The sequence below is a fragment of the Cupriavidus sp. CER-90 genome, assembly GCF_057652055.1.
In genome coordinates, this window is record NZ_JBYGYM010000002.1 from 3503946 (window position 1) to 3523234 (window position 19289).

The following is a 19289-nucleotide window of genomic DNA, read 5'->3' on the forward strand; positions in this document are numbered from 1 at the left end:
CGTGCTTGAGGCTGCGGCGCTCAGATCAGTTCGGCTTCCGTCTTCGCCTGAACTTCCTCGCGCGACACACCCGGCGCCGTTTCCACAAGCTTCAGGCCTTGCGGTGTCACGTCGATCACGGCCAGGTCGGTGATGATGCGGTTCACCACGCCCAGGCCGGTCAGCGGCAGGTTGCATTCCTTGAGGATCTTGACGTCCTCGGTGCCGTCCTTCTTCTTGGCCGTATGCTCCATCAGCACCACCACGCGGCCCACGCCGGCCACCAGGTCCATGGCGCCGCCCATGCCCTTGACCATCTTGCCCGGGATCATCCAGTTGGCCAGGTCGCCGCGCTGGCTGACCTGCATCGCACCCAGGATCGCCAGGTTGATCTTGCCGCCGCGGATCATCGCGAACGAATCGGCCGACGAGAAGATCGACGAGCCCGGCAGCGTGGTGACGGTCTGCTTGCCGGCATTGATCATGTCGGCATCCACTTCGTCCTCGGTCGGGAATGGGCCGATGCCCAGCAGGCCGTTTTCCGACTGGAGCCACACTTCCATGCCTTGCGGCACATGGTTGGCCACCAGGGTCGGCAGGCCGATGCCCAGGTTGACATAGAAGCCATCCTGCAGCTCGGCGGCCGCGCGTGCGGCCATTTCATCACGTGTCCATGCCATGATCTGTCTCCTTACTTGGCACGCACGGTGCGCTGTTCGATGCGTTTTTCGGGGCTGGTGTTCAGCACGATGCGGTGCACAAAAATGCCGGGCAGGTGAACATCATCCGGGTCGATGTCGCCGGTTTCGACGATCTCTTCCACTTCGGCGATCGTGATCTTGCCGGACATGGCGCACACCGGGTTGAAGTTGCGCGCGGTACGGCGGAACACCAGGTTGCCGGCCTTGTCGGCCTTCTGGGCCTTGACGATGGCCACGTCGGACACCAGCGACTGCTCCATCACGTAGGTATCGCCGTTGAATTCGCGGGTTTCCTTGCCTTCCGCGACGATCGTGCCCACGCCGGTCTTGGTAAAGAATGCCGGAATGCCCGAGCCACCGGCACGCAGCTTTTCGGCCAGCGTGCCCTGCGGCGTGAATTCGAGCTCGAGTTCGCCGGCCAGGTACTGGCGCTCGAACTCCTTGTTCTCGCCGACGTACGACGAGATCATCTTCTTGATCTGGCGGGTGGCCAGCAGCTGGCCCAGGCCGAACCCGTCCACGCCGGCGTTGTTCGAGATGCAGGTGAGCTGCTTGACGCCGCTGTCGCGCAGTGCGGCGATCAGTGCCTCGGGGATGCCGCACAGACCGAAACCGCCCACGGCGATCGTCTGGCCGTCGCGTACGACGCCCGCGAGCGCCTCGGCGGCGCTGGCGTAGACCTTGTTCATGTTCGCTCCTTCCTCGGTAGTCCCGCTCTTGCGCGGCCGGTTGGCCACACGCGGAAATTGTAACGGTACAATCGGCGGTCAGGCGCCGCCGTTGACGACCCAAAGGATACGTCAACGGATGCCGCGAACGCCATTACGTAAAAGTACATAAGGGATAATGCCGGCCATCGACTACCAGACCGCATTCCAGCTGGCTCCGGTCGGCCTGGTGCTCTCGCGCGCCCGGATGATCGAGGATTGCAACAGCGAGGTCTGCCGGATCTTCGGCACCACGCGCGAAGCCCTGATGGGGCAGTCGTTCCAGGTGCTCTACCCCACCGCCGACGAATTCGAGCGCACCGGCGCGCGCATCGTGCCGGTCATGAACACCAAGGGGCTGTATTCCGACGAACGGATCATGAAGCGCGCCAGCGGCGAGCTGTTCTGGTGCCATGTCACGGGCCGCGCGCTGGACCGCAACGATCCGCTCGGTGCCGGCATCTGGACGTTCGAGGACCTGTCGCAGAAGCGGCCGGTCACGGCCGAGCTGACCGCCCGGGAACGCGACATCGCCGCGCAGCTGGTGGAAGGCAAGACCAGCAAGCAGATCGGCAAGCTGCTGGCCATCAGCCCGCGCACCGTGGATATCTACCGGGCGCGGCTGATGAAGAAGTATGGGGCGCATACCGCCGTCGATCTGGTGCAGCGGCTGGTGAACCACTGAGGGTGTGCTCCCCTCTCCCGCGAGCGGGAGAGGGGGCGGGGGAGAGGGCAGGCGTATCAGATGCTGCCGTGCTGGAACACACCGACAGCTTCGCTCGATGTGGCTCCCTGCTGTACCACCCCTCTCTCCCACTCTCTCCCCATGAGGGGAGAGAGCCAGGACACTACCCTCTGACGCCACTTGGGCGTGACTCGCGGCGTTGGCTGTCAAACAACCGGCAGCCTTGCTTGCGCCTGTCGTTACTCGGCAATCAGCATCCGTATCTCCGCCGGCACCGGCACGCTCTTCTCCGCCGCGTAGTCGCACCACACCACCTTGGCGCCGCCTTCCGCCCAGACCACATCGGGCAGGTCGGTCCGGCGGATCTCGATCTTCGTCTCGAAGCTTGACCGCCCCAGCTGGCCCGCGTACACCCGGCATTCGATATCGCCGGGGTAACGCAGCTGCTTCAGGAACGTCATGTGGGCGTTGATCAGCACGGGCCCGTGGCCGTTGCCGTCCCGGCCATTGCGGCCGATCGACGCGAACCACTCGATGCGCGCCTGCTCCAGGTAGCGGAAGTACACGGTGTTGTTGACATGGCCCATGGCGTCCATGTCACCCCACCGGATCGGCATCACGCAGGTGAAGACGTGCTTCATCAACGCTTGGCGATCGACGCTTCGGCCTTGGTCACCAGGTCGGCGCCAATCTGCTTCTTCCACTTGTCGTAGACCTTGGCCGTGGCCTTCTTGAACGCGTCGTGCTCGGCCGGGGTCAGCGAGACCACCTTCACGCCGTGCTGCTCCATGTCCTTCCAGGCCGGCGCGCCGGGCTCCACCAGACCCTTGCGGGCCAGCGCGATTTCCTGCTTGCCGGCGTCGATGGCGGCCTGCTTCACGATCTCGCGGTCAGCCGGGGTCCAGCTTTCCCAGATCTGCTTGTTGACGACGAAGATCAGCGGATCGGCGACGTAGCCCCAGGTCGTCACGTATTTCTGGCCGACCGTGTAGAGCTTGGCGGCGGCGAACACGCTCTGCGGGTTCTCCTGGCCGTCCACCGCGCCCGACGCCATGGCCGGCTGCGCATCGGCCCAGCTCATCTGCGTCGGGTTGGCACCCAGCGCGTTGAAGGTCTCGATGTACAGCGGCGAACCCACCACGCGCAGCTTCAGGCCCTTGAGGTCCTCCGGCTTGCGGATCTCGTGTTTCGAATTCGACACTTCGCGGAAGCCGTTCTCGCCCCAGGCCAGCGGCACCACGCCTGCCTTTTCCAGCGTGCCGAAGATCGACTTGCCAACTTCGCCCTGCGTCAGCGCATCCAGCGCCTTGTAGTCGGGCATCAGGAACGGCAGCGAGAACAGGTTCAGCTCCTTGACCTGGGGCGACCAGTTGATGGTCGAGCCCACGGCCATGTCGATCACGCCCTGGCGGATGGCCGAAAACTCGCGCGTCTGGTCGCCGGCCACCAGCGACGTACCCGGATACAGCTTGATATTGATGCGGCCGCTGGTGCGCTGGCGCACCAGGTCTGCCCAGATCTCGCCGCCCTTGCCCCACGGGAACGCGGGGCCCAGCACCAGCGACATCTTGTATTCAGGCTTGTAGGTCTGGGCCATGGCGGCCGGCGCGGCAAAGGCGGCAGCGGCGATCGAGGCGGCAACGGACAGCATCAGGGCACGGCGTTTCATGCGGGAATCTCCTCGTTTCATCTTCGTCTTGTCGTTCAAATCAGTAGCCCAGGTAGTCGGGCAGCCAGGTGGCCAGCGGCGGATAAGCCAGCACCATCAGCATGGCGATGAACATCGCCAGCAGCATCCAGATCACCCAGGGCACGGTTTCTTCCATGCGCACGCGGGCGATACGGCACGACACCATCAGGTTCACGGCCAGCGGCGGCGTGAACTGGCCCAGCGCCACTTTCAGCGTCAGCACCACGCCAAACCATACCGGGTTCCAGTGGAAGGCATTGGCGATGGGCAGCAGCAGCGGCACGAAGATCAGGAAGATCGAGATGCCGTCCAGGAACATGCCCACCGTCATCAGCAGCAGCACGATCAGCGCCAGCACGCCGTATTCACCCAGGCCCGAATGCGCAATGGCGTTGGCCAGCGGGTCGATCACACCCAGCGTGGACAGCGCGTAGGCAAAGATGCCAGCCAGAGCCACCACCAGCAGGATCACGGCCGACGTTTCGGCCGCCTCCTGGAAGATGGTGAACAGGTCGCGCATGCCAATGCTGCGGTAGATCACCATGCCGACGAACAGGCCGTACACCACCGCCACCACGGCGGCCTCGGTCGGCGTGAACCAGCCCGCGCGCATGCCGCCGAGGATCAGGAACGGCGCCACTAGCCCCCACGCGGCCTCGCGCAGGCTCTTCCAGAACGGCGGGCGCGGCAGCGCAGCCTCGATATGCCCCATGTTGTGCTTGCGCGCCAGCCACACGGCCGGCACGATCAGCGCCACGCCGGCCAGGATGCCCGGGACCATGCCGGCCGCGAACAGCGCCGGCACCGACGCGCCCGGCACCAGCACGCTATAGATGATGAAGGCCACCGAAGGCGGAATCAGGATGTCCGTGGCCGCCGCCGCGCCCACCACCGCCGCGCTGTACGACCCCGGATACCCGGCGCGCGACATCGCCGCGATCATCACGCCGCCCACGGCCGCCGCATTGGCGGGGCCCGAGCCGGAAATCCCGCCCAGGAACATCGCCACCAGGATGGCCACCAGGGGCAGCATGCCCGGCCCGCGCCCGACGATGGCGATGGCAAAGGTCACCAGCCGCTGCGCCACGCCGGAGCGGTCGAAAATCGACCCCACCAGCACGAACATCGGAATCGCCAGCAGCGGATACTTGGCCAGCCCGGCATAAAAGTTCTGCGGCACGGCCAGCAGGCCGAACATCTGCGTGTCCAGGTTCGACAGGCCGATGGCCACCAGGCCGCCCAGCCCCAGCGACACGCCGATCGGCACGCCCAGCAGCATCAGGCCGATGAACACCACGAAGAGAATGATGGCAACCAGCGTCATTGCGGCTGGCCTCCATCCTTGTTCGCTGCATGGAGAGCCTTCAGCGCGCGCGCATTGCGCAGGGCCAGCGCCAGCGCCCGCAGCGCGATGGCGCCGGACAGCACGGGCAGCCAGATCGAATACCACCAGCTTGGCACGCCGATGCCTGGCGAGGTCTCGCCGAACGCGTATTCATCCCAGGTAATCCGCGCGCCCAGCACCGCCAGCGCCAGGAACATCACCGCCACGGCCAGGGCCGACAGGATGGCCAGCCGCTTCTGGCGCGCCGCGCTGCCCCGCTCGAAGAAATACTCGATACGGATATTGCGGTCGCGCGCCACGGCGGCGCTGCCGGCCACCAGCGCCAGCACGATCATCAGGAAGACCGAGAATTCCTCGGTCCACGCGAACGATTCGTCGGTGAAATAGCGGACCACCACGTTGGCAAACGTGATGGCCACCAGCAACACCATCACCATGACGCCAACCCAGTCCTCGATACGCGGTGAAATGCGGAATTCGCTGTCGCGCGCCTCGTCGGCGGCTTCGGGAACGATCACCGAATCGACGACGTGCTGCGGCCCGGCGTCGCGCCGTGCCTGTTCTTCTTGAGCCATCAAAACCCGGCCTCCGGTTCCGGGCCGCCTCTGGCCAGCTGGCCGTCCGAGACGTTTCTCCTGTTGCTTATTCTTCTAGGCCCGCCCCCGCCCCCAAGGGGTCAGCGGTCAGACCATGCCATCGTCGGCAGTGACCACCGCGCCATTGATAAAGCGCGATGCATCGGACGCCAGCAGCAGCAAGAGGCCATCGAGGTCTTCGGGTTGGCCCAGGCGCTTGCGCGGCAGCATCTGGATCAGCTTCTGCCCCGCGTCGGTATCCCAGTGGTGGTGGTTGATTTCGGTGTCGATATAGCCGGGGCAAATCGCGTTCACGTTGATACCGTGACGCGCCCACTCCAGAGCCATGGCCTTGGTCATGTGGACCACGGCGGCCTTGCTCATGCAGTAGACACCAATTTGCGACAGTACCTTGAGACCGGCCACCGACGCAATATTGACAATACGTGCCTGGGGCAGCGGATTGCCCGTCTTCTCGGCGCCCTTGGCCCGCGCGATCATGCGCTTGGCCACTTCCTGGGCCACGAAGAACGCGCCGCGCGTGTTGGTATCAAAGACGAAATCGAAGTCGTCGGCCGTGACATCGGTGAGCTTCTGCGTGGTAGACACGCCCGAGTTGTTCACCAGGATATCGATGGAGCCGGCCTCCGTTTCAGCGTGCGCCACGGCGGCGCGGATGCTGTCGGGGTCCGTCACGTCCAGCCGCACCACGTGCGCGCTGCCGCCATCGGCCTCGATCGCTGCCCGCAACTCCTTGAGCCGCTCCACGCGGCGCGAGGCCAGGATGACCTTGGCACCGGCCGCAGCCAGAACATGGGAAAACCGCGTACCCAGTCCGCTCGACGCCCCGGTCACCAGCGCGACCTTGCCTTCCAGATTGATCGACAAACCCATAGTTACCTCGGTGTGGGAGCAGCCGCGCCGGCCCGGCACGGCCCGCTGTTCCGCATCGCGGGCGCCTGGCGAGGCACCTGCCGATATACGGCCGCAGCTTATCAAAAAAAAGAACGGTCGTTCAAAAAAATGTCTTGCCTGAGGGTGTCGAGTCCCGGACAATGCCGGAGATTCTAAGAACTTGGTCCCCAAAGGGAAAGAGGAAAAACGCCTAGATCCGGCCCGGTCACCCGCCGATAGCCAGGTCAGCGCGCATGCCGCGCCGCGCCCGCACCGGGCAGGCGCGTGCCGCCATACGTCGAACCCGCCTCGCACCCCCGGACGGCCCAGGTTCCGCAGAGCCACGATTACCGCATCCCACAATCCGCACGCCTGGAGAGGGCTGCACCATGCGGCAGTATTGCCGCCCAGAAGAAACTGAGGGTAAGAGACAATGGATCAGCAACAGCTCGTCGAGCAGTTCGGCCCGCGCGAAGCCATGGAATATGACGTGGTCATCGTCGGCGGCGGTCCCGCCGGCCTGGCCACCGCCATCCGCCTGAAGCAGCTTGCCGCGGAAAAAGGCGGCGACGTCAATGTGTGCGTGCTGGAAAAGGGCTCCGAGCCCGGCGCGCATATCCTGTCGGGCGCCATCATGGACCCGATCGCGCTGAACGAGCTGATCCCGAACTGGAAGGAACTGGGCGCCCCGCTGAACCAACCCGTCACCGAGGACAAGTTCCTGTTCCTGGACGCATCCGGCTCCAAGGCTGCCCCGCTGCTGCCCGAGTGCTTCCACAACGAAGGCAACTACATCGTCAGCCTGTCGAACTTCGTGCGCTGGCTGGGCCAGCAGGCCGAATCGCTGGGCGTGGAGATCTTCCCGGGCTTTCCGGCAGCCGAGGTGCTCTACAACGACGACGGTTCGGTCAAGGGCGTGGCCACCGGCAACATGGGCATCAACAAGGAAGGCGAGCCTACTGAGAACTTCCAGCTCGGCATGGAACTGCATGCCAAGTACACGATCTTCGCCGAAGGCGCGCGCGGCCACCTGGGCAAGCAGCTCATCGCGAAGTACCAGCTCGACGCCGGCCGCGATCCGCAGAGCTACGGCATCGGCCTGAAGGAACTGTGGGAAATCGACCCGGCCAAGCACAAGCCGGGCCTGGTGGTGCACACGGCCGGCTGGCCGCTCGATCCGGCCACGTACGGCGGTTCGTTCCTCTATCACATGGAAGATGGCAAGGTCGCCGTGGGCTTCGTGGTGGGTCTGGACTACACCAACCCGTGGCTGTCGCCGTTCGAGGAATTCCAGCGATTCAAGACCCATCCGGAAATCCGCCAGTATTTCGAAGGCGGCAAGCGCATCGGCTATGGCGCCCGTGCCATCACGGCTGGCGGCCTGCTGTCGCTGCCCAAGACCGTGTTCCCGGGCGGCGCGCTGGTCGGCTGCGATGCCGGCTATCTGAATGCATCGCGCATCAAGGGCAGCCACGCCGCGATCAAGACCGGCATGATGGCCGCCGAAGCCGCCTATGACGCGCTGCAAGCCGGCCGCCAGCACGACGAACTGACGGCCTATCCGGCGGCTTTCGAGCAGAGCTGGCTGCACAAGGAACTGCTGCAGGCCAAGAACTTCAAGCAATGGTTCAAGAAGGGCCGCACCACGGCCACGCTGATGACCGGCATCGAGCAGTGGCTGCTGCCCAAGCTCGGCATCCGCAACCCGCCCTGGACCATCCACCGGACCAAGCCGGACCACGTGTACCTGAAGCCGGCCGCCGAGTGCCAGAAGATCGAGTACCCGAAGCCGGACGGCAAGCTCACGTTCGACCGCCTGTCGTCGGTGTTCATCAGCAACACCAACCACGAAGAAAACCAGCCCGCTCACCTGACGCTCAAGGACGCCAGCGTGCCGGTGAACGTCAACTGGGACAAGTTTGCCGGCCCCGAGTCGCGCTACTGCCCGGCCGGCGTGTACGAATTCGTGCAGAACGACGATGGCAAGGAACGCCTGCAGATCAACGCGCAGAACTGCGTGCACTGCAAGACCTGCGACATCAAGGACCCGACGCAGAACATCGTCTGGGTGACGCCGGAAGGCGGCGGCGGCCCGAACTACGTGGGCATGTAAGCCGCTGCGCCCCCCCCTGCGCAGTCACGGAGAACGCCGGCCACTGGCCGGCGTTCTCCGTTTGATCACGCGATCCAGGCAATACGCGCAGTCAGGTCATGCATCCGCGCCGCGCGGTGCCCGGAACACGTCCACGTCCGGCGCCTTGCCCCGGAATTTCTCGACCTGCGCCATCCCTGTATGGCCGCAGTTGCCTTGCGCCAGCTTGGACGTGCCGATACCGGTAGTCAGGTTGTTCACATCGCCATAGCGGCACAGCGAACCGGGCTTTCCACCCTCGACCGGGTCGTACCAGGCGCCCTCGCAAACGCGAATGGCCCCGGGGCGGATATCGGCGGTCAGCCTCACACCCACCAGAATCTGCCCACGATCGTTGAATACGCGGACGATATCGCCGTCGGCGATGCCGCGCGCCTTCGCGTCGTCCGGGTGCATCAGGCATGGTTCCCGTCCCTGGATCGCATAGGTTTTGCGCAATATCGTCCCGCATAGCTGGGAATGGAGCCGGTCCTTGGGATGGCTGCTCACGATATGCAGCGGGAATTTTTGTGTCCCTGGGCCGCCCAATCGCTCGATGGGTTCCATCCAGGTCGGATGCGGCGGGCAATCGTCGTACTTCATCCGCGCGATATTGGCCGAGTAGATCTCGATGCGCCCGGACGCAGTACCCAGCGCGTTGAGCAATGGATCGTCGCGAAATGCCTTGTGCCGGATAAACCCCTTGGCCTCGGCACTGATCGGAAAGGCCAGCGGCTTGTTGCTGTTCCAGAACACATCGAACACCGGCATCTCCATGCGCTTGCCGCGCGCCTGCACACGCCCGGCCTCGTAGAAGGATCGAATCCACCCCATCTCGTCGCGCCCTTCGGTGAAGGCCTTGCCGGTACCCATCCGCTCGCATATGTCGGCGAAGATATCGTAGTCATTACGCGCTTCGAAGACGGGTTCCACCACCTTGCGCATGGCCAGGATATGGCTCATCGAATAATCGCCAATTCCTTCAATATCGTTACGTTCGTAGCTGGTCGTGCATGGCAGGACGATGTCGGCGTGCCGCGCGGTCGCTGTCCACTGGAAGTCGTGCACGATAAAGGTGTCCAGCTTCTGCCATGCCTTCAGCATCCTGTTGCGATCCTGGTGGTGCATGAACGGATTGCCGCCGACCCAGTAGGCCAGCTTGATATCGGGATACTTCGATCGCCTGCCGTTGAAGTCGTATGGCTGGCCCGGGTTCTCGAGCATGTCGACGATGCGCGACACCGGAATCGATTCCGTTCCGCCCGCCTCCAGCCATTCGGACCCCGCCGGCGGCTTCGCCCCGCCAATAATCCCGGGCAGCACCGGTCCGGTTGCCGTTGGGCTGCCGCCGTTGGCGTAGTGATAGGTAAAGCCATAGCCTCCGCCGGGCAGGCCGATCTGGCCGAGCATGGACGCCAGCGTGACAAGCATCCAGTGCGACTGCTCGCCGTGATGCTGGCGCTGGATCGACCATCCCGCCGCCAGCATTGTCCGATTCGCCGCAAAACGGCGGGCGAGCCCGCGGATCGTGTCGGCCGGAATGCCGCAGATGGCCGCCGCCCATGCTGCATCCTTCGGCACGCCGTCTGACTTGCCCGTGAGGTAGGGTACGAAGCGATCAAAGCCTGTGGTGTAGCGCGCCAGAAACTTCGCGTCATGGAGATTTTCCACGTACAGCGTATGTGCAATGCCGAGCATCAGCGCCACATCGGTATGCGGTCGCGGCGCAATCCATTCCGCATCGAAGTACTGGCACGTTTCCGTACGGACCGGATCGATGCAGATCACCTTGACGCCCTTCTTCTTGAGCGCCTCCATGCCCGGATACGCGCCGTGGTCAGGTACCTGCCAACCGATCTGGTTGGTCACCATCGGGTCGGCCGCCCAGAACACCATCAACTCGGTGTGGGCTTCCAGCACGGGCCAGACAGTCGGCTGCTCGTACACGTCGATCGAGCCCACCACATAAGGCAGGATGACCTGTGCCGCGCCCGTGGAATAGTCGCCGCTGCGGCTGACAAAGCCACCATTGACCGTCATCGCGCGCGCCAGCAGCGTCTGGCAGTTGTGCAGTTTGCCCGGGCTTTTCCAGCCATATGACCCGGCGAAAATGGACGTCGGGCCATGTTTGCGGCGCACCCGCTCCAGTTCCTTCGCCACCAGGTCCAGCGCCTGCTCCCAGCTTACGCGCACGAAGTCGCCCTTGCCCCGGCCGGCGCGGTCGGCGCCTGGGCCCTTCTCCAGCCAGGCGCGCCGCACCATCGGGTAGCGAATGCGCGTCGGTGAATAGATCGAGTCGATAACACCTGGCAACTGGTGAGATGGCCTGGGGTCCTTTTCCCATGGGCGGACACCTGTGATGCGCCCCTTCTCCACACGCGCATAGAACGCGCCCCAGTGCGAGCCCGTCAGCACCTCGGAAGCGCCGGCTGGTGCCGCCGGGCTGGCCGCACCGGCGGCCAGCAGCGAAGGGCTGGAAGCGAGGGCGCCTGTGGCCAGTACCCCTTTGATGAATTGACGACGCGACGTGCTCAATTGCAGGTTCTTGCATTCATTCGGCATGATGACTCCATTCTTGTGGTGCGGGGTCCGGGGTGTGCTCGAGCAGCACGCCAAGCAGACTGGCGCTTGCGCCATAGAAACCGCCGGGATCGTTCTGGCAGCATCGCGCGATCAGTGCTGGAACCCAGGCGTAGAGCCGTTCACGCATCAGCGCGATGCCGTCCCTGTCGCCGCGGCGCAGCAGATGCGCGTAGAGGGCAAGTTCCACGGCGACGTGGTCCGATGGTTCGCCCGGGTGCACCAGTGACATGTCAAAGCGCGCCAGCAGATCGTTCATTTCGTCTACCGCCTTGCCATGCGTGCGTGCGCTGGGCGCCGCGGGGTCGTTCGCATAGGCGCTTTCATAGGCTGACACTGCCGGGGTGCCCATCACGCCCTCGAAGAGGCGTGTCCAGGACACCGCAATGTCATGGGCGACCGTGGCCGGCGATGCGCCGGCCAACGACAGGCAGAGCGCCCGCGCCTCCGCCTTGCATTCGAATTCCTCGGCAAGCGCGTCCAGCATTGCCTGCCCGCTGGCGGATTGAAGCTGTGCGACGACATGTTCGTCTGGAGGCGCCGCCAGCCAGCCCGCCACGCGGTCGATGGCGAGCCCCCTTAGCTCGCACTGTGCATAGTCCACGACTTGTGCAATGGTCATTCGGCAACACCGTGCGATTTGCCGTGTGCGCCAGCGCCCACGTCCTTGGAGTGGTTCTGCAACCAGGACAGCATCAGCCGGTATTCGGCATCGTCAAGCGACGTGTAGCGCTTCATCGCCCCGAGCGTGCCAATCCATTGGTTTGCCAGGTATTCGTCGGTGTGCGGCAAGGCGTGGCAACTGGCGCACGATTGCCGATAGGTTTCGTCGCCGTGTTTCCAGAGCTGCGCCAGATCGGCAGAAAGGCCGGTAGCAGGAATCCAGACTGTCAGGTGAGCCTCGTGCCAATCCTGCCCGGTCTCTTCGTCGCGCTCCGTCTTGACGCGTTGCACCGTGGCAATCGCCTCGGGAGACAGCACGGCCTGCATGATGCGCTGCCCCTTGAGCGCGTACATTGCGCTGTCGGAGCCATCCTGCTGCCAGCCTTCCACGCGCACCTGCAAGCGTCCGGCCTCGCGCTTCAGCACCGCCAGCCGCGTGGCGCCAAGCAGCTTGCCATCTTCGCCGGTGCCACCCGCTTCCAGCGTGAAGGGGGTCGGCGACACCACGTACAACTGATCCTTGCCGGCAATCACGTCGGGCGGCGCCGCCAGCGAGGCCAGCCGCGAAGGCCCGGCATGCCCCTGATCCGCGGGCAGCACCACCACTTCCTCGGTCCGGTTCGGCCGTGGGGCGCCGGCATTGGGCGCTTCCACGCCGGGCAGCGATTTCAGGTAGACGGCCATGGCCAGCCGATCGGCCTCCGACAGGCGCGCGGTATTCGCGACGACTTCCTTCATGTCACCACCTGCCTTGATGCCGATGGGATTGACGCCTTCTGCCAGATAGCGCGCAATGTCATTGACCGACCAGTACCCGATGCCGGTCTCGTCCTGCGTGATGTTGGGGATATGGCCGGTGCCCTCCGGATTCGGCCCGCCAGAGAACCGCCGGGCGAACGGGATGGCGCCCATCACGTTGCGTGGCGAGTGGCATTCCACGCAGTGGGCCGAGCTTTCCACCAGGTAGCGCCCACGGTTCCACTGCTCGCCTTTGGACAGATCGTCACGCAAGGGCTCGCCGTCCAGGAAGGCCAGCCGCCATAACCCCACGCCACGGCGCACGGAGAACGGGAACTTCAGGTCGTGATCGGCCACCTTGCCGCCCACCGGTGGAAGGGTCTGGATATACGCGAACAGGTCGCGCAGGTCATTGGCCGTCATGCGCTGGTACGACGTGTACGGGAAGGCCGGATATGCGTTGCCCTTGCCGGGGATCACGCCCTCGCGCATGGCCATGATGAACTGCTCGATCGTCCAGCCGCCGATGCCATCGTTCGGGTGGGACGAGATGTTGGGCATGTGGAACACACCGAACGCGGTGTCGAGCGACCGCCCGCCACCCAGCAGGGTTTCATCCCCCTTGCCGACCGACGCGTGGCACGTGGCGCAGTCGCCAGCAATGAACTGCGTGCGGCCGTTGACCAGGTCGGGCGTCGATGCGTCCGGCAAGTCGCGGGACGCGTGCAGCAGGCGCCAGGCACTGGGCGCCGTGAGCAGCAGGAAAGCGGCGACAGCAACCAGCGCCACGATGGCGCCGATCTTCAGGGACCTTCTTTTTATCATTGTCATACGGTGACCTCATTGAGCAATCCGCGGAATGCCGTAACCGTATGCCTGATAGGGCTAACAATGATTGATGCGAAGCAACTGCCACATCACCTGGAGCAATTTGGTACAAAGAGGCGCGCGTCAGTGCGCGAGCGATCGCGTTCCTGGCACCGAAGATGCCATGGCACGTGAGCGCATCGCCGCGCTGCCGGCTATCGGGGCAGCTGAAAAGGCGGAGGCAGATGCCGGATCAGACCGGCATGCAGGTCGTGGCCAGCAACTGCTCGTAGATAAAGCACTGCAGCAGCGTCAGCTCGCGCTCGCCCAGCGCGTCGAACGCCACGCCGAACGCGGGGAACTCCTCGTCTTCCTGCCCCGGCGCACTGCGCACCGTGGCATCGATCAGGACTTCGGCGTCCAGCGCGCCGGTGCGCAACTGGAAGCGCAGCCGCACCTTCTGCCCCACGGCCGGGGCGGGGGACGATGTCTGCACCAGCGCGCCGCCGGTGCTGAGGTCGGACAGCAATCCCAGCCGTGCCAGGCCCTCGCCCATGCGCTGGTCGACGGACAGATCGGGGACGGTCTGGCCGGGGGCGTTGTCGATACCGTTGCCACCGTCGCCGCCGCTGTCACCTTCGTCCGCCCCGGCACCCGCCTCATCGGCATCGACCAGATAGGCCGCCAGCCGCGTGGGCACGCGCGCGGCGCGGCGCACCGGCAACTGCTCCGTCTGGGCCGGTGCCGACAGCACCAGGTATCGGAACGGGCTGCGGCATACCGCCGTGACCGTCGACGTAAAACTGTGGATGGCGTGCCCGGAGAATCCGCGCAGCAGCAGGTCTTCGCCGGCACGCACGGCCAGTTCGCGCCCGCCCAGCGTCGGCCAGGTGACAAACAGCCCCTGTTCGATAAAGCCGATCAGGCGGCTTGCGGCGGCCCGAGACTGCTCTCCCGGGGTCTTCACGTGCAGCAGCGTACCCACCTGCAGGCCCAGCGGGCCTGCGTTCAGGCGCGTGCCGGCCAGGGCGTCGGGCTCGTTGCCGGCTTCGGGCATGTCGTCAGGCCGGCAAACCGTGCCGTGCCGGAACATCAGCGCCAGATCGCGGGCATCGGGGATGATGCTGCCGCTGCCCAGCATCAGGTTGCCCTGTCCGTCCAGCAAGGACCAGGGAAGCGGCTGCCCGACGGGCAGGTCTTGCGGCGTAAGCGGAATCATGGCGTAGCGGACTCTCCATGAAACGCGCCGGCACACGGTGCGCCGGCGCGAGGAAATCGTGACGGACCGTTGCCTGCCATCACCTGTGACGGACACACCGATCCTGATGCGTCAGCTATCGACCAATGTGACAGAACCTTGACCCCCACCTTGGTGGCGTTCGCTTTTGGAACCGTTCATGTGCCGCCACCGTCATTCCGCCACCGGGAGATCAATCGGCGCTTGACGGCCGTCATTCGACCTAGCAGAATCAGCGTTCGACGAAAAGCTGTCAGACAGCCTGACAGCATCCCGGATCAATATGGATCGCCTGCCTCGCCCCGCTTCGCTTGCCAGCCGCATCGCCCAGACCTTGCGCGACGACATTGCCGCCGGACGCTTTGCCGCCGGAGCGCGCCTGCCAGCCGAGGCGGCGCTGGCCGATGCATTCGATGTCAGCCGGCCCATCGTGCGCGAGGCCATTGCCCTGCTCAAGGCAGACGGCGTGCTGATCACGCGCAAGGGCTCCGGCGCCTATGTGTCCGAGACGCCCGGCGGCCAGGTCTGGCGCGTGGCCAGCACGCCGGACGGCGGCCCCACCCTGGCGCAACTGTTCGAACTGCGGCGGGTCGTGGAAACGGCCTGCGCCGAAATGGCGGCGCTGCGCCGGACCGAAGCCGATTTGCAGCGGATCCGCGACGCCCTGGCCAGCATGCAGCGCCACGGCGCCGATTTCCCCAGCGCGGCAGCAGCCGACATCGCGTTCCATCACGCCATCGCGCAGGCCGCCCATAACCCGTGTTTCACGGGCCTGACCGACTTCGTCAGCCAGCAGCTGCTGGTGGCGCGCCAGCACGCATGGGAAAACAGCGCCCGGCTCCACGCGGCCCAGGGGGCGCCGCGTGCCGCCGACGCCGAACATGCGGTGCTGGTCGATGCCATCGCCGCCAGCAACCCCGCAGCCGCGCGCGCCGCCGCATCCGCCCACCTGAGCGCCGCTGCGCAACGGATGGGCCTCGACTGAACACCAGACATCGGAAAAGACCGAACAAGACAGGAGCAGACAGATGGAAAACGTGGAATGCGTCGTGATTGGCGCCGGTGTGGTGGGCCTAGCCGTGGCACGCGCGCTCGCGCAGCAGGGCCGCGAGGTCATCATCCTCGAAGCCGAAAACGCGTTTGGCACGATTACCAGCGCCCGCAACAGCGAAGTCATCCATGCCGGCATCTACTATCCCGCCGGCTCGCTCAAGGCCGAGCTGTGCGTGCGCGGCAAGGCCATGCTGTATGACTATTGCGCCAGCCACCACGTGACGCACCAGCGTTGCGGCAAGCTGATCGTCGCCACCAGCGAGGCCCAGGTGGCCACGCTGGCCGGCATCCGTGCCAAGGCCGAGGCCAATGGCGTGCATGACCTGCGGCTGCTGACGCGCGACGAAGCGCGCGCCCTGGAGCCCCATCTTGCATGCCATGCCGCCCTGCTGTCGCCATCGACCGGCATCATCGACAGCCACGGCCTGATGACCGCCCTGCTGGGCGATGCCGAACAGGCCGGCGCGATGCTGGCCGTGCAGTCGCCCGTGGTATCGGGCGCCGTCACGCCCGATGGCATTCGGCTGGAAGTGGCCGGGGAAGATGGCGAAACGACGCTGCTGGCCCGCACGGTGGTCAACTCGGCGGGTCTGACCGCGCCCGAACTGGCGCGCCGCATCGACGGCATCCCGCCCGAGCACATTCCTGGCCAGTTCTACGCCAAGGGCTGCTATTTCACGCTGGCTGGCCGGGCGCCGTTCTCGCGCCTGATCTACCCGGTGCCCGAAGCCGCCGGCCTGGGTGTACACCTGACGCTGGACCTGGGCGGCCAGGCGCGCTTCGGCCCCAATGTGCGCTGGATCGACGAGATCGAATACAGCGTGCCACCGCACGACGCCGACAGCTTCTATGACGAGGTGCGCCGCTACTGGCCGGGACTGGCCGATGGCGCCCTGCAGCCGGGCTACGCCGGTATCCGCCCGAAGATCAGCGGCCCGGGCGAGACCGCCGCCGATTTCCGCATCGACGGCCCGCAGGTGCATGGCGTACCGGGACTGGTCAATCTGTTCGGGATCGAATCGCCGGGGCTGACGTCGTCGCTGGCGATTGCCGAGAAGGTCGCCGGATTGCTGGCCTAGGCCTGCGTCGCGGCTTCCGGGTGGGCCTCCGGGCGTTCATCCCGGAAGCTCATCGCGGCGCAGCCGGCCCCAAGGGCCGCGGCCAACGCCGCCAGACCGAACGTGTGCATCGGCGCCAGCGTCTTCCACGTCCACCCCATGACCAGGCCGCCGAGCGTGCCGCCCAGACCGTAGGAAATGCCTGTATAGAGCGCCTGCCCGCGCCCTTGCAGCGGCCCGGCGAACCAACGCTGCAGCCTCTTGAGGCTGGCGCTGTGGTGCGCGGCAAACGTGGCCGCATGCAGGACCTGCACGGCCGCCATCAGCCAGGCGGACTGCGCGAAGTATCCGGTCACCCCGAAACGCAATGCCGCCAGCACGAAGGTGCCCGCCAGGATCGTGCGCAGTGCCAGCGCGCCAAACAGCCGCCCCTGATAGAAAAAGAACACGATCTCGGCCACCACACCGATGGTCCACATCACGCCAATGGCGATCTTGCTATAGCCCAGTTGCTCCAGGTACAGCGAATAGAACACGTAGAGCGCCGCGTGGGCAAACATCATCAGGAAGGCCGACGCCAGGAACCAGGCCACGTCGGGCCGGCGCAGCAGCGGCAACGCCGGGGGCGGCTTCACGCGCGGCCCTTCGTCTTCGGCATCGCGCAGCCCGAAGACCACCACGGCGAACAGCGCCAGCATCGCACTGGCCAGCCATGGGAAAGCCGGCATGCCGAAGTGTTCGAACAGCGCGCCGCCCAGCAGCACGGCCGCGATAAACCCCACCGAGCCGAACATGCGCACGCGGCCATAGCGGTGGTCGAACGCGCCGTGGCGCCGCAGCGTGGAAATCGTCAGCGCATCGCCCAATGGCGACATGGCACTGGTAATCAGGTTGAGCCCGATCATCATCGCCATCATGCCGCCATAACTGTGGACGCCGGGCACGGCCAGAAACGCCAGCAGCGACGCGACGGCCGCCAGCCGCAGCAGCTTCACGCGCGTATGGGTAACGTCCGACAGCCAGCCCCACAGATACGGCCCGACGATGCGGCTTAGCTGAAAGCAGGCCATCAGCACGCCGATCTGCACCGGCGAGAAGCCGCGATCGGCGAAGAACAGGCTGACATACGGCGAGATGACGCCAACGTAGCCGTAGTAGCCGAGGTAGAAAAGTCCGAAACGGAGATAGGTGGCCGGGTCGATTGACCCCGGCCGGTATGAGGCGGGACTCAGGATTTGGCCTGCGCCGCGATGCGCGGGGTCTCGACGCGCACGTCGCCGCACTGGGCGCGGTGGCGCAGCGCGTGATCCATCAGCACCAGCGCCAGCATCGCTTCGGCAATCGGCGTGGCACGGATGCCCACGCACGGGTCGTGGCGGCCGAACGTCTCGACGCTGGCCGACTGGCCCGCCTTGTCGATCGATTCCCGCGCGGTGCGGATACTCGACGTCGGCTTGATCGCCAGCGACACGGTCACGTCCTGCCCGGTGGAGATGCCACCCAGCACGCCGCCGGCGTTGTTGGTGCGGAAGCCCTCTGGCGTCAGTTCGTCGCCATGCACGGTGCCGCGCTGCGCCACGCTGGCGAAGCCGGCGCCAATCTCCACGCCCTTGACCGCGTTGATGCCCATCATCGCGTGCGCGATATCGGCGTCGAGCTTGTCGAACAGCGGCTCGCCCAGGCCCACCGGCACGCCGCTGGCTACGACCTCGATGCGCGCGCCGACGGAATCGCCATCGCGGCGCAAGGCATCCATATAGGTTTCCAGCTCGGGCACGATGTCGGCATTCGGCGCGAAGAACGGGTTCTCCGGCACATGCTTCCAGTCGGTGAAGGGCACCTCGATTTCGCCTAGCTGCGACATGTAGCCCCGGATCTCGGTGCCGTACTGCTCGCGCAGCCACTTCCTGGCAATGGCCGCCGCGGCCACCACCGGCGCCGTCAGGCGCGCCGACGAACGGCCGCCGCCGCGATAATCGCGGATGCCGTACTTGTGCCAGTAGGTGTAGTCGGCGTGGCCCGGGCGGAACGTCTCGACGATATTGCCGTAGTCCTTGCTGCGCTGATCGGTATTGCGGATCAGCAGGCAGATCGGCGTGCCCGTGGTCTTGCCTTCGAACACCCCCGACAGGATTTCCACCTGGTCCGGCTCCTGGCGTTGCGTCACATGGCGCGACGTGCCGGGCTTGCGGCGGTCCAGATCGATCTGGATGTCGGCTTCGGTCAGCGACATGCCCGGCGGGCAGCCATCCACAACCGCGCCAATGGCCGGTCCGTGCGATTCGCCGAACGTGGTGACTGTGAAAAGCAGGCCGAGGGTATTGCCAGACATGGTTGAAATGCGCAGGAATTGGGGGACGGGCTACATTGTACGGCCATTAGCGTCCGGACAGACGCCTCGGCGGCCGCATGCCGCGCCGGACGCCGGCCAGACGCCGGCCCAACG

Annotated in this window: 17 protein-coding genes; 4 read left to right on the forward strand and 13 right to left on the reverse strand. The window is 65.6% G+C overall.

All coding sequences use genetic code 11. The annotated features are described in order from the left end of the window. Positions 1–20 precede the first annotated feature (20 nt). Both AC24R4_RS26475 and AC24R4_RS26480 read right to left on the reverse strand, forming a co-directional pair. Positions 21–659, reverse strand: a complete 639-nt coding sequence (locus AC24R4_RS26475; protein WP_153948352.1) for a CoA transferase subunit B — start codon at positions 657–659, stop codon at positions 21–23. A gap of 11 nt (positions 660–670) precedes the next feature. After that, complete coding sequence (locus AC24R4_RS26480) at positions 671–1369, reverse strand: CoA transferase subunit A (RefSeq protein ID WP_400396605.1); 699 nt, start codon at positions 1367–1369, stop codon at positions 671–673. A gap of 157 nt (positions 1370–1526) precedes the next feature. Between AC24R4_RS26480 and AC24R4_RS26485 the strand changes: the two genes are divergently transcribed. After that, positions 1527–2072: a PAS and helix-turn-helix domain-containing protein gene (locus AC24R4_RS26485; protein ID WP_153948350.1), complete on the forward strand. Its 546-nt coding sequence runs from the start codon at positions 1527–1529 to the stop codon at positions 2070–2072. Positions 2073–2311: 239 nt separating this feature from the next. Here the strand turns inward: AC24R4_RS26485 and AC24R4_RS26490 are convergent, their stop codons facing one another. The 5 genes from AC24R4_RS26490 to AC24R4_RS26510 form a co-directional block, all read right to left on the reverse strand. Further along, entirely contained in the window at positions 2312–2713 is a 402-nt protein-coding gene (locus AC24R4_RS26490) for an acyl-CoA thioesterase (RefSeq protein WP_400394620.1), read from the reverse strand. Continuing rightward, positions 2713–3741: a DctP family TRAP transporter solute-binding subunit gene (locus AC24R4_RS26495; protein ID WP_400394618.1), complete on the reverse strand. Its 1029-nt coding sequence runs from the start codon at positions 3739–3741 to the stop codon at positions 2713–2715. Before AC24R4_RS26495 ends, AC24R4_RS26490 begins: the two co-directional genes overlap by 1 nt. A 40-nt stretch (positions 3742–3781) precedes the next feature. Continuing rightward, a complete protein-coding gene (locus AC24R4_RS26500; protein WP_194946531.1) occupies positions 3782–5086 on the reverse strand; it encodes a TRAP transporter large permease in 1305 nt (434 codons plus the stop codon). Continuing rightward, a complete protein-coding gene (locus AC24R4_RS26505; protein ID WP_400394616.1) occupies positions 5083–5682 on the reverse strand; it encodes a TRAP transporter small permease in 600 nt (199 codons plus the stop codon). Before AC24R4_RS26505 ends, AC24R4_RS26500 begins: the two co-directional genes overlap by 4 nt. A 108-nt stretch (positions 5683–5790) precedes the next feature. After that, a complete protein-coding gene (locus tag AC24R4_RS26510) occupies positions 5791–6576 on the reverse strand; it encodes an SDR family oxidoreductase (RefSeq protein ID WP_153948346.1) in 786 nt (261 codons plus the stop codon). Between the two features lie 433 nt (positions 6577–7009). On the opposite strand from AC24R4_RS26510, the gene AC24R4_RS26515 reads away from it, so the two are divergent. After that, on the forward strand, positions 7010–8689 hold the full coding sequence (locus AC24R4_RS26515; protein WP_400394613.1) for an electron transfer flavoprotein-ubiquinone oxidoreductase: 1680 nt from the start codon (positions 7010–7012) through the stop codon (positions 8687–8689). A 96-nt stretch (positions 8690–8785) separates the two neighbouring features. On the opposite strand, the gene torA is transcribed toward AC24R4_RS26515, so the two are convergent. From torA to AC24R4_RS26535, 4 genes are all read right to left on the reverse strand, one after another. Continuing rightward, positions 8786–11269, reverse strand: coding sequence for a trimethylamine-N-oxide reductase TorA (gene torA / locus AC24R4_RS26520; protein ID WP_487523870.1), 2484 nt, complete (start codon positions 11267–11269; stop codon positions 8786–8788). Then, entirely contained in the window at positions 11259–11909 is a 651-nt protein-coding gene (locus AC24R4_RS26525; protein WP_487523871.1) for a TorD/DmsD family molecular chaperone, read from the reverse strand. Before AC24R4_RS26525 ends, torA begins: the two co-directional genes overlap by 11 nt. Beyond that, positions 11906–13513 (reverse strand): c-type cytochrome, encoded by a 1608-nt coding sequence (locus AC24R4_RS26530; protein ID WP_487523989.1) that lies wholly within the window; start codon positions 13511–13513, stop codon positions 11906–11908. Before AC24R4_RS26530 ends, AC24R4_RS26525 begins: the two co-directional genes overlap by 4 nt. Positions 13514–13748: 235 nt before the next feature. Beyond that, entirely contained in the window at positions 13749–14714 is a 966-nt protein-coding gene (locus AC24R4_RS26535) for a flagellar brake protein (RefSeq protein ID WP_487523872.1), read from the reverse strand. A 301-nt stretch (positions 14715–15015) separates the two neighbouring features. Between AC24R4_RS26535 and AC24R4_RS26540 the strand changes: the two genes are divergently transcribed. Together AC24R4_RS26540 and AC24R4_RS26545 are read left to right on the forward strand one after the other, a co-directional pair. Then, positions 15016–15717 (forward strand): FadR/GntR family transcriptional regulator, encoded by a 702-nt coding sequence (locus AC24R4_RS26540; RefSeq protein WP_487523873.1) that lies wholly within the window; start codon positions 15016–15018, stop codon positions 15715–15717. Beyond that, positions 15692–16864, forward strand: coding sequence for an NAD(P)/FAD-dependent oxidoreductase (locus AC24R4_RS26545; RefSeq protein WP_400395608.1), 1173 nt, complete (start codon positions 15692–15694; stop codon positions 16862–16864). The genes AC24R4_RS26540 and AC24R4_RS26545 overlap by 26 nt, the downstream gene beginning before the upstream one ends. Here the strand turns inward: AC24R4_RS26545 and AC24R4_RS26550 are convergent. Together AC24R4_RS26550 and aroC are read right to left on the reverse strand one after the other, a co-directional pair. Beyond that, positions 16861–18126 carry an MFS transporter gene (locus tag AC24R4_RS26550; protein ID WP_400395604.1) on the reverse strand — a complete coding sequence of 422 codons (1266 nt, stop codon included), beginning with the start codon at positions 18124–18126 and terminating at the stop codon, positions 16861–16863. The two genes, AC24R4_RS26545 and AC24R4_RS26550, sit on opposite strands and share 4 nt — an antisense overlap. Beyond that, positions 18072–19175, reverse strand: a complete 1104-nt coding sequence (gene aroC / locus AC24R4_RS26555) for a chorismate synthase (RefSeq protein WP_400395602.1) — start codon at positions 19173–19175, stop codon at positions 18072–18074. The genes AC24R4_RS26550 and aroC overlap by 55 nt, the downstream gene beginning before the upstream one ends. Between the last annotated feature and the right edge of the window lie 114 nt (positions 19176–19289).

What these genes read in the sequence shown, in the direction of transcription:
- AC24R4_RS26495 (WP_400394618.1), bottom strand. Translation starts at nt 3,741, where the DNA reads ATGAAACGCCGTGCCCTGATGCTGTCCGTTGCCGCCTCGATCGCCGCT.
- AC24R4_RS26525 (WP_487523871.1), bottom strand. Translation starts at nt 11,909, where the DNA reads ATGACCATTGCACAAGTCGTGGACTATGCACAGTGCGAGCTAAGGGGG.
- AC24R4_RS26540 (WP_487523873.1), top strand. Translation starts at nt 15,016, where the DNA reads ATGGATCGCCTGCCTCGCCCCGCTTCGCTTGCCAGCCGCATCGCCCAG.
- AC24R4_RS26490 (WP_400394620.1), bottom strand. Translation starts at nt 2,713, where the DNA reads ATGAAGCACGTCTTCACCTGCGTGATGCCGATCCGGTGGGGTGACATG.
- AC24R4_RS26535 (WP_487523872.1), bottom strand. Translation starts at nt 14,714, where the DNA reads ATGATTCCGCTTACGCCGCAAGACCTGCCCGTCGGGCAGCCGCTTCCC.
- AC24R4_RS26475 (WP_153948352.1), bottom strand. Translation starts at nt 659, where the DNA reads ATGGCATGGACACGTGATGAAATGGCCGCACGCGCGGCCGCCGAGCTG.
- AC24R4_RS26515 (WP_400394613.1), top strand. Translation starts at nt 7,010, where the DNA reads ATGGATCAGCAACAGCTCGTCGAGCAGTTCGGCCCGCGCGAAGCCATG.
- AC24R4_RS26505 (WP_400394616.1), bottom strand. Translation starts at nt 5,682, where the DNA reads ATGGCTCAAGAAGAACAGGCACGGCGCGACGCCGGGCCGCAGCACGTC.
- AC24R4_RS26530 (WP_487523989.1), bottom strand. Translation starts at nt 13,513, where the DNA reads ATGATAAAAAGAAGGTCCCTGAAGATCGGCGCCATCGTGGCGCTGGTT.
- AC24R4_RS26500 (WP_194946531.1), bottom strand. Translation starts at nt 5,086, where the DNA reads ATGACGCTGGTTGCCATCATTCTCTTCGTGGTGTTCATCGGCCTGATG.
- AC24R4_RS26510 (WP_153948346.1), bottom strand. Translation starts at nt 6,576, where the DNA reads ATGGGTTTGTCGATCAATCTGGAAGGCAAGGTCGCGCTGGTGACCGGG.
- AC24R4_RS26480 (WP_400396605.1), bottom strand. Translation starts at nt 1,369, where the DNA reads ATGAACAAGGTCTACGCCAGCGCCGCCGAGGCGCTCGCGGGCGTCGTA.
- AC24R4_RS26485 (WP_153948350.1), top strand. Translation starts at nt 1,527, where the DNA reads ATGCCGGCCATCGACTACCAGACCGCATTCCAGCTGGCTCCGGTCGGC.
- torA (WP_487523870.1), bottom strand. Translation starts at nt 11,269, where the DNA reads ATGCCGAATGAATGCAAGAACCTGCAATTGAGCACGTCGCGTCGTCAA.
- aroC (WP_400395602.1), bottom strand. Translation starts at nt 19,175, where the DNA reads ATGTCTGGCAATACCCTCGGCCTGCTTTTCACAGTCACCACGTTCGGC.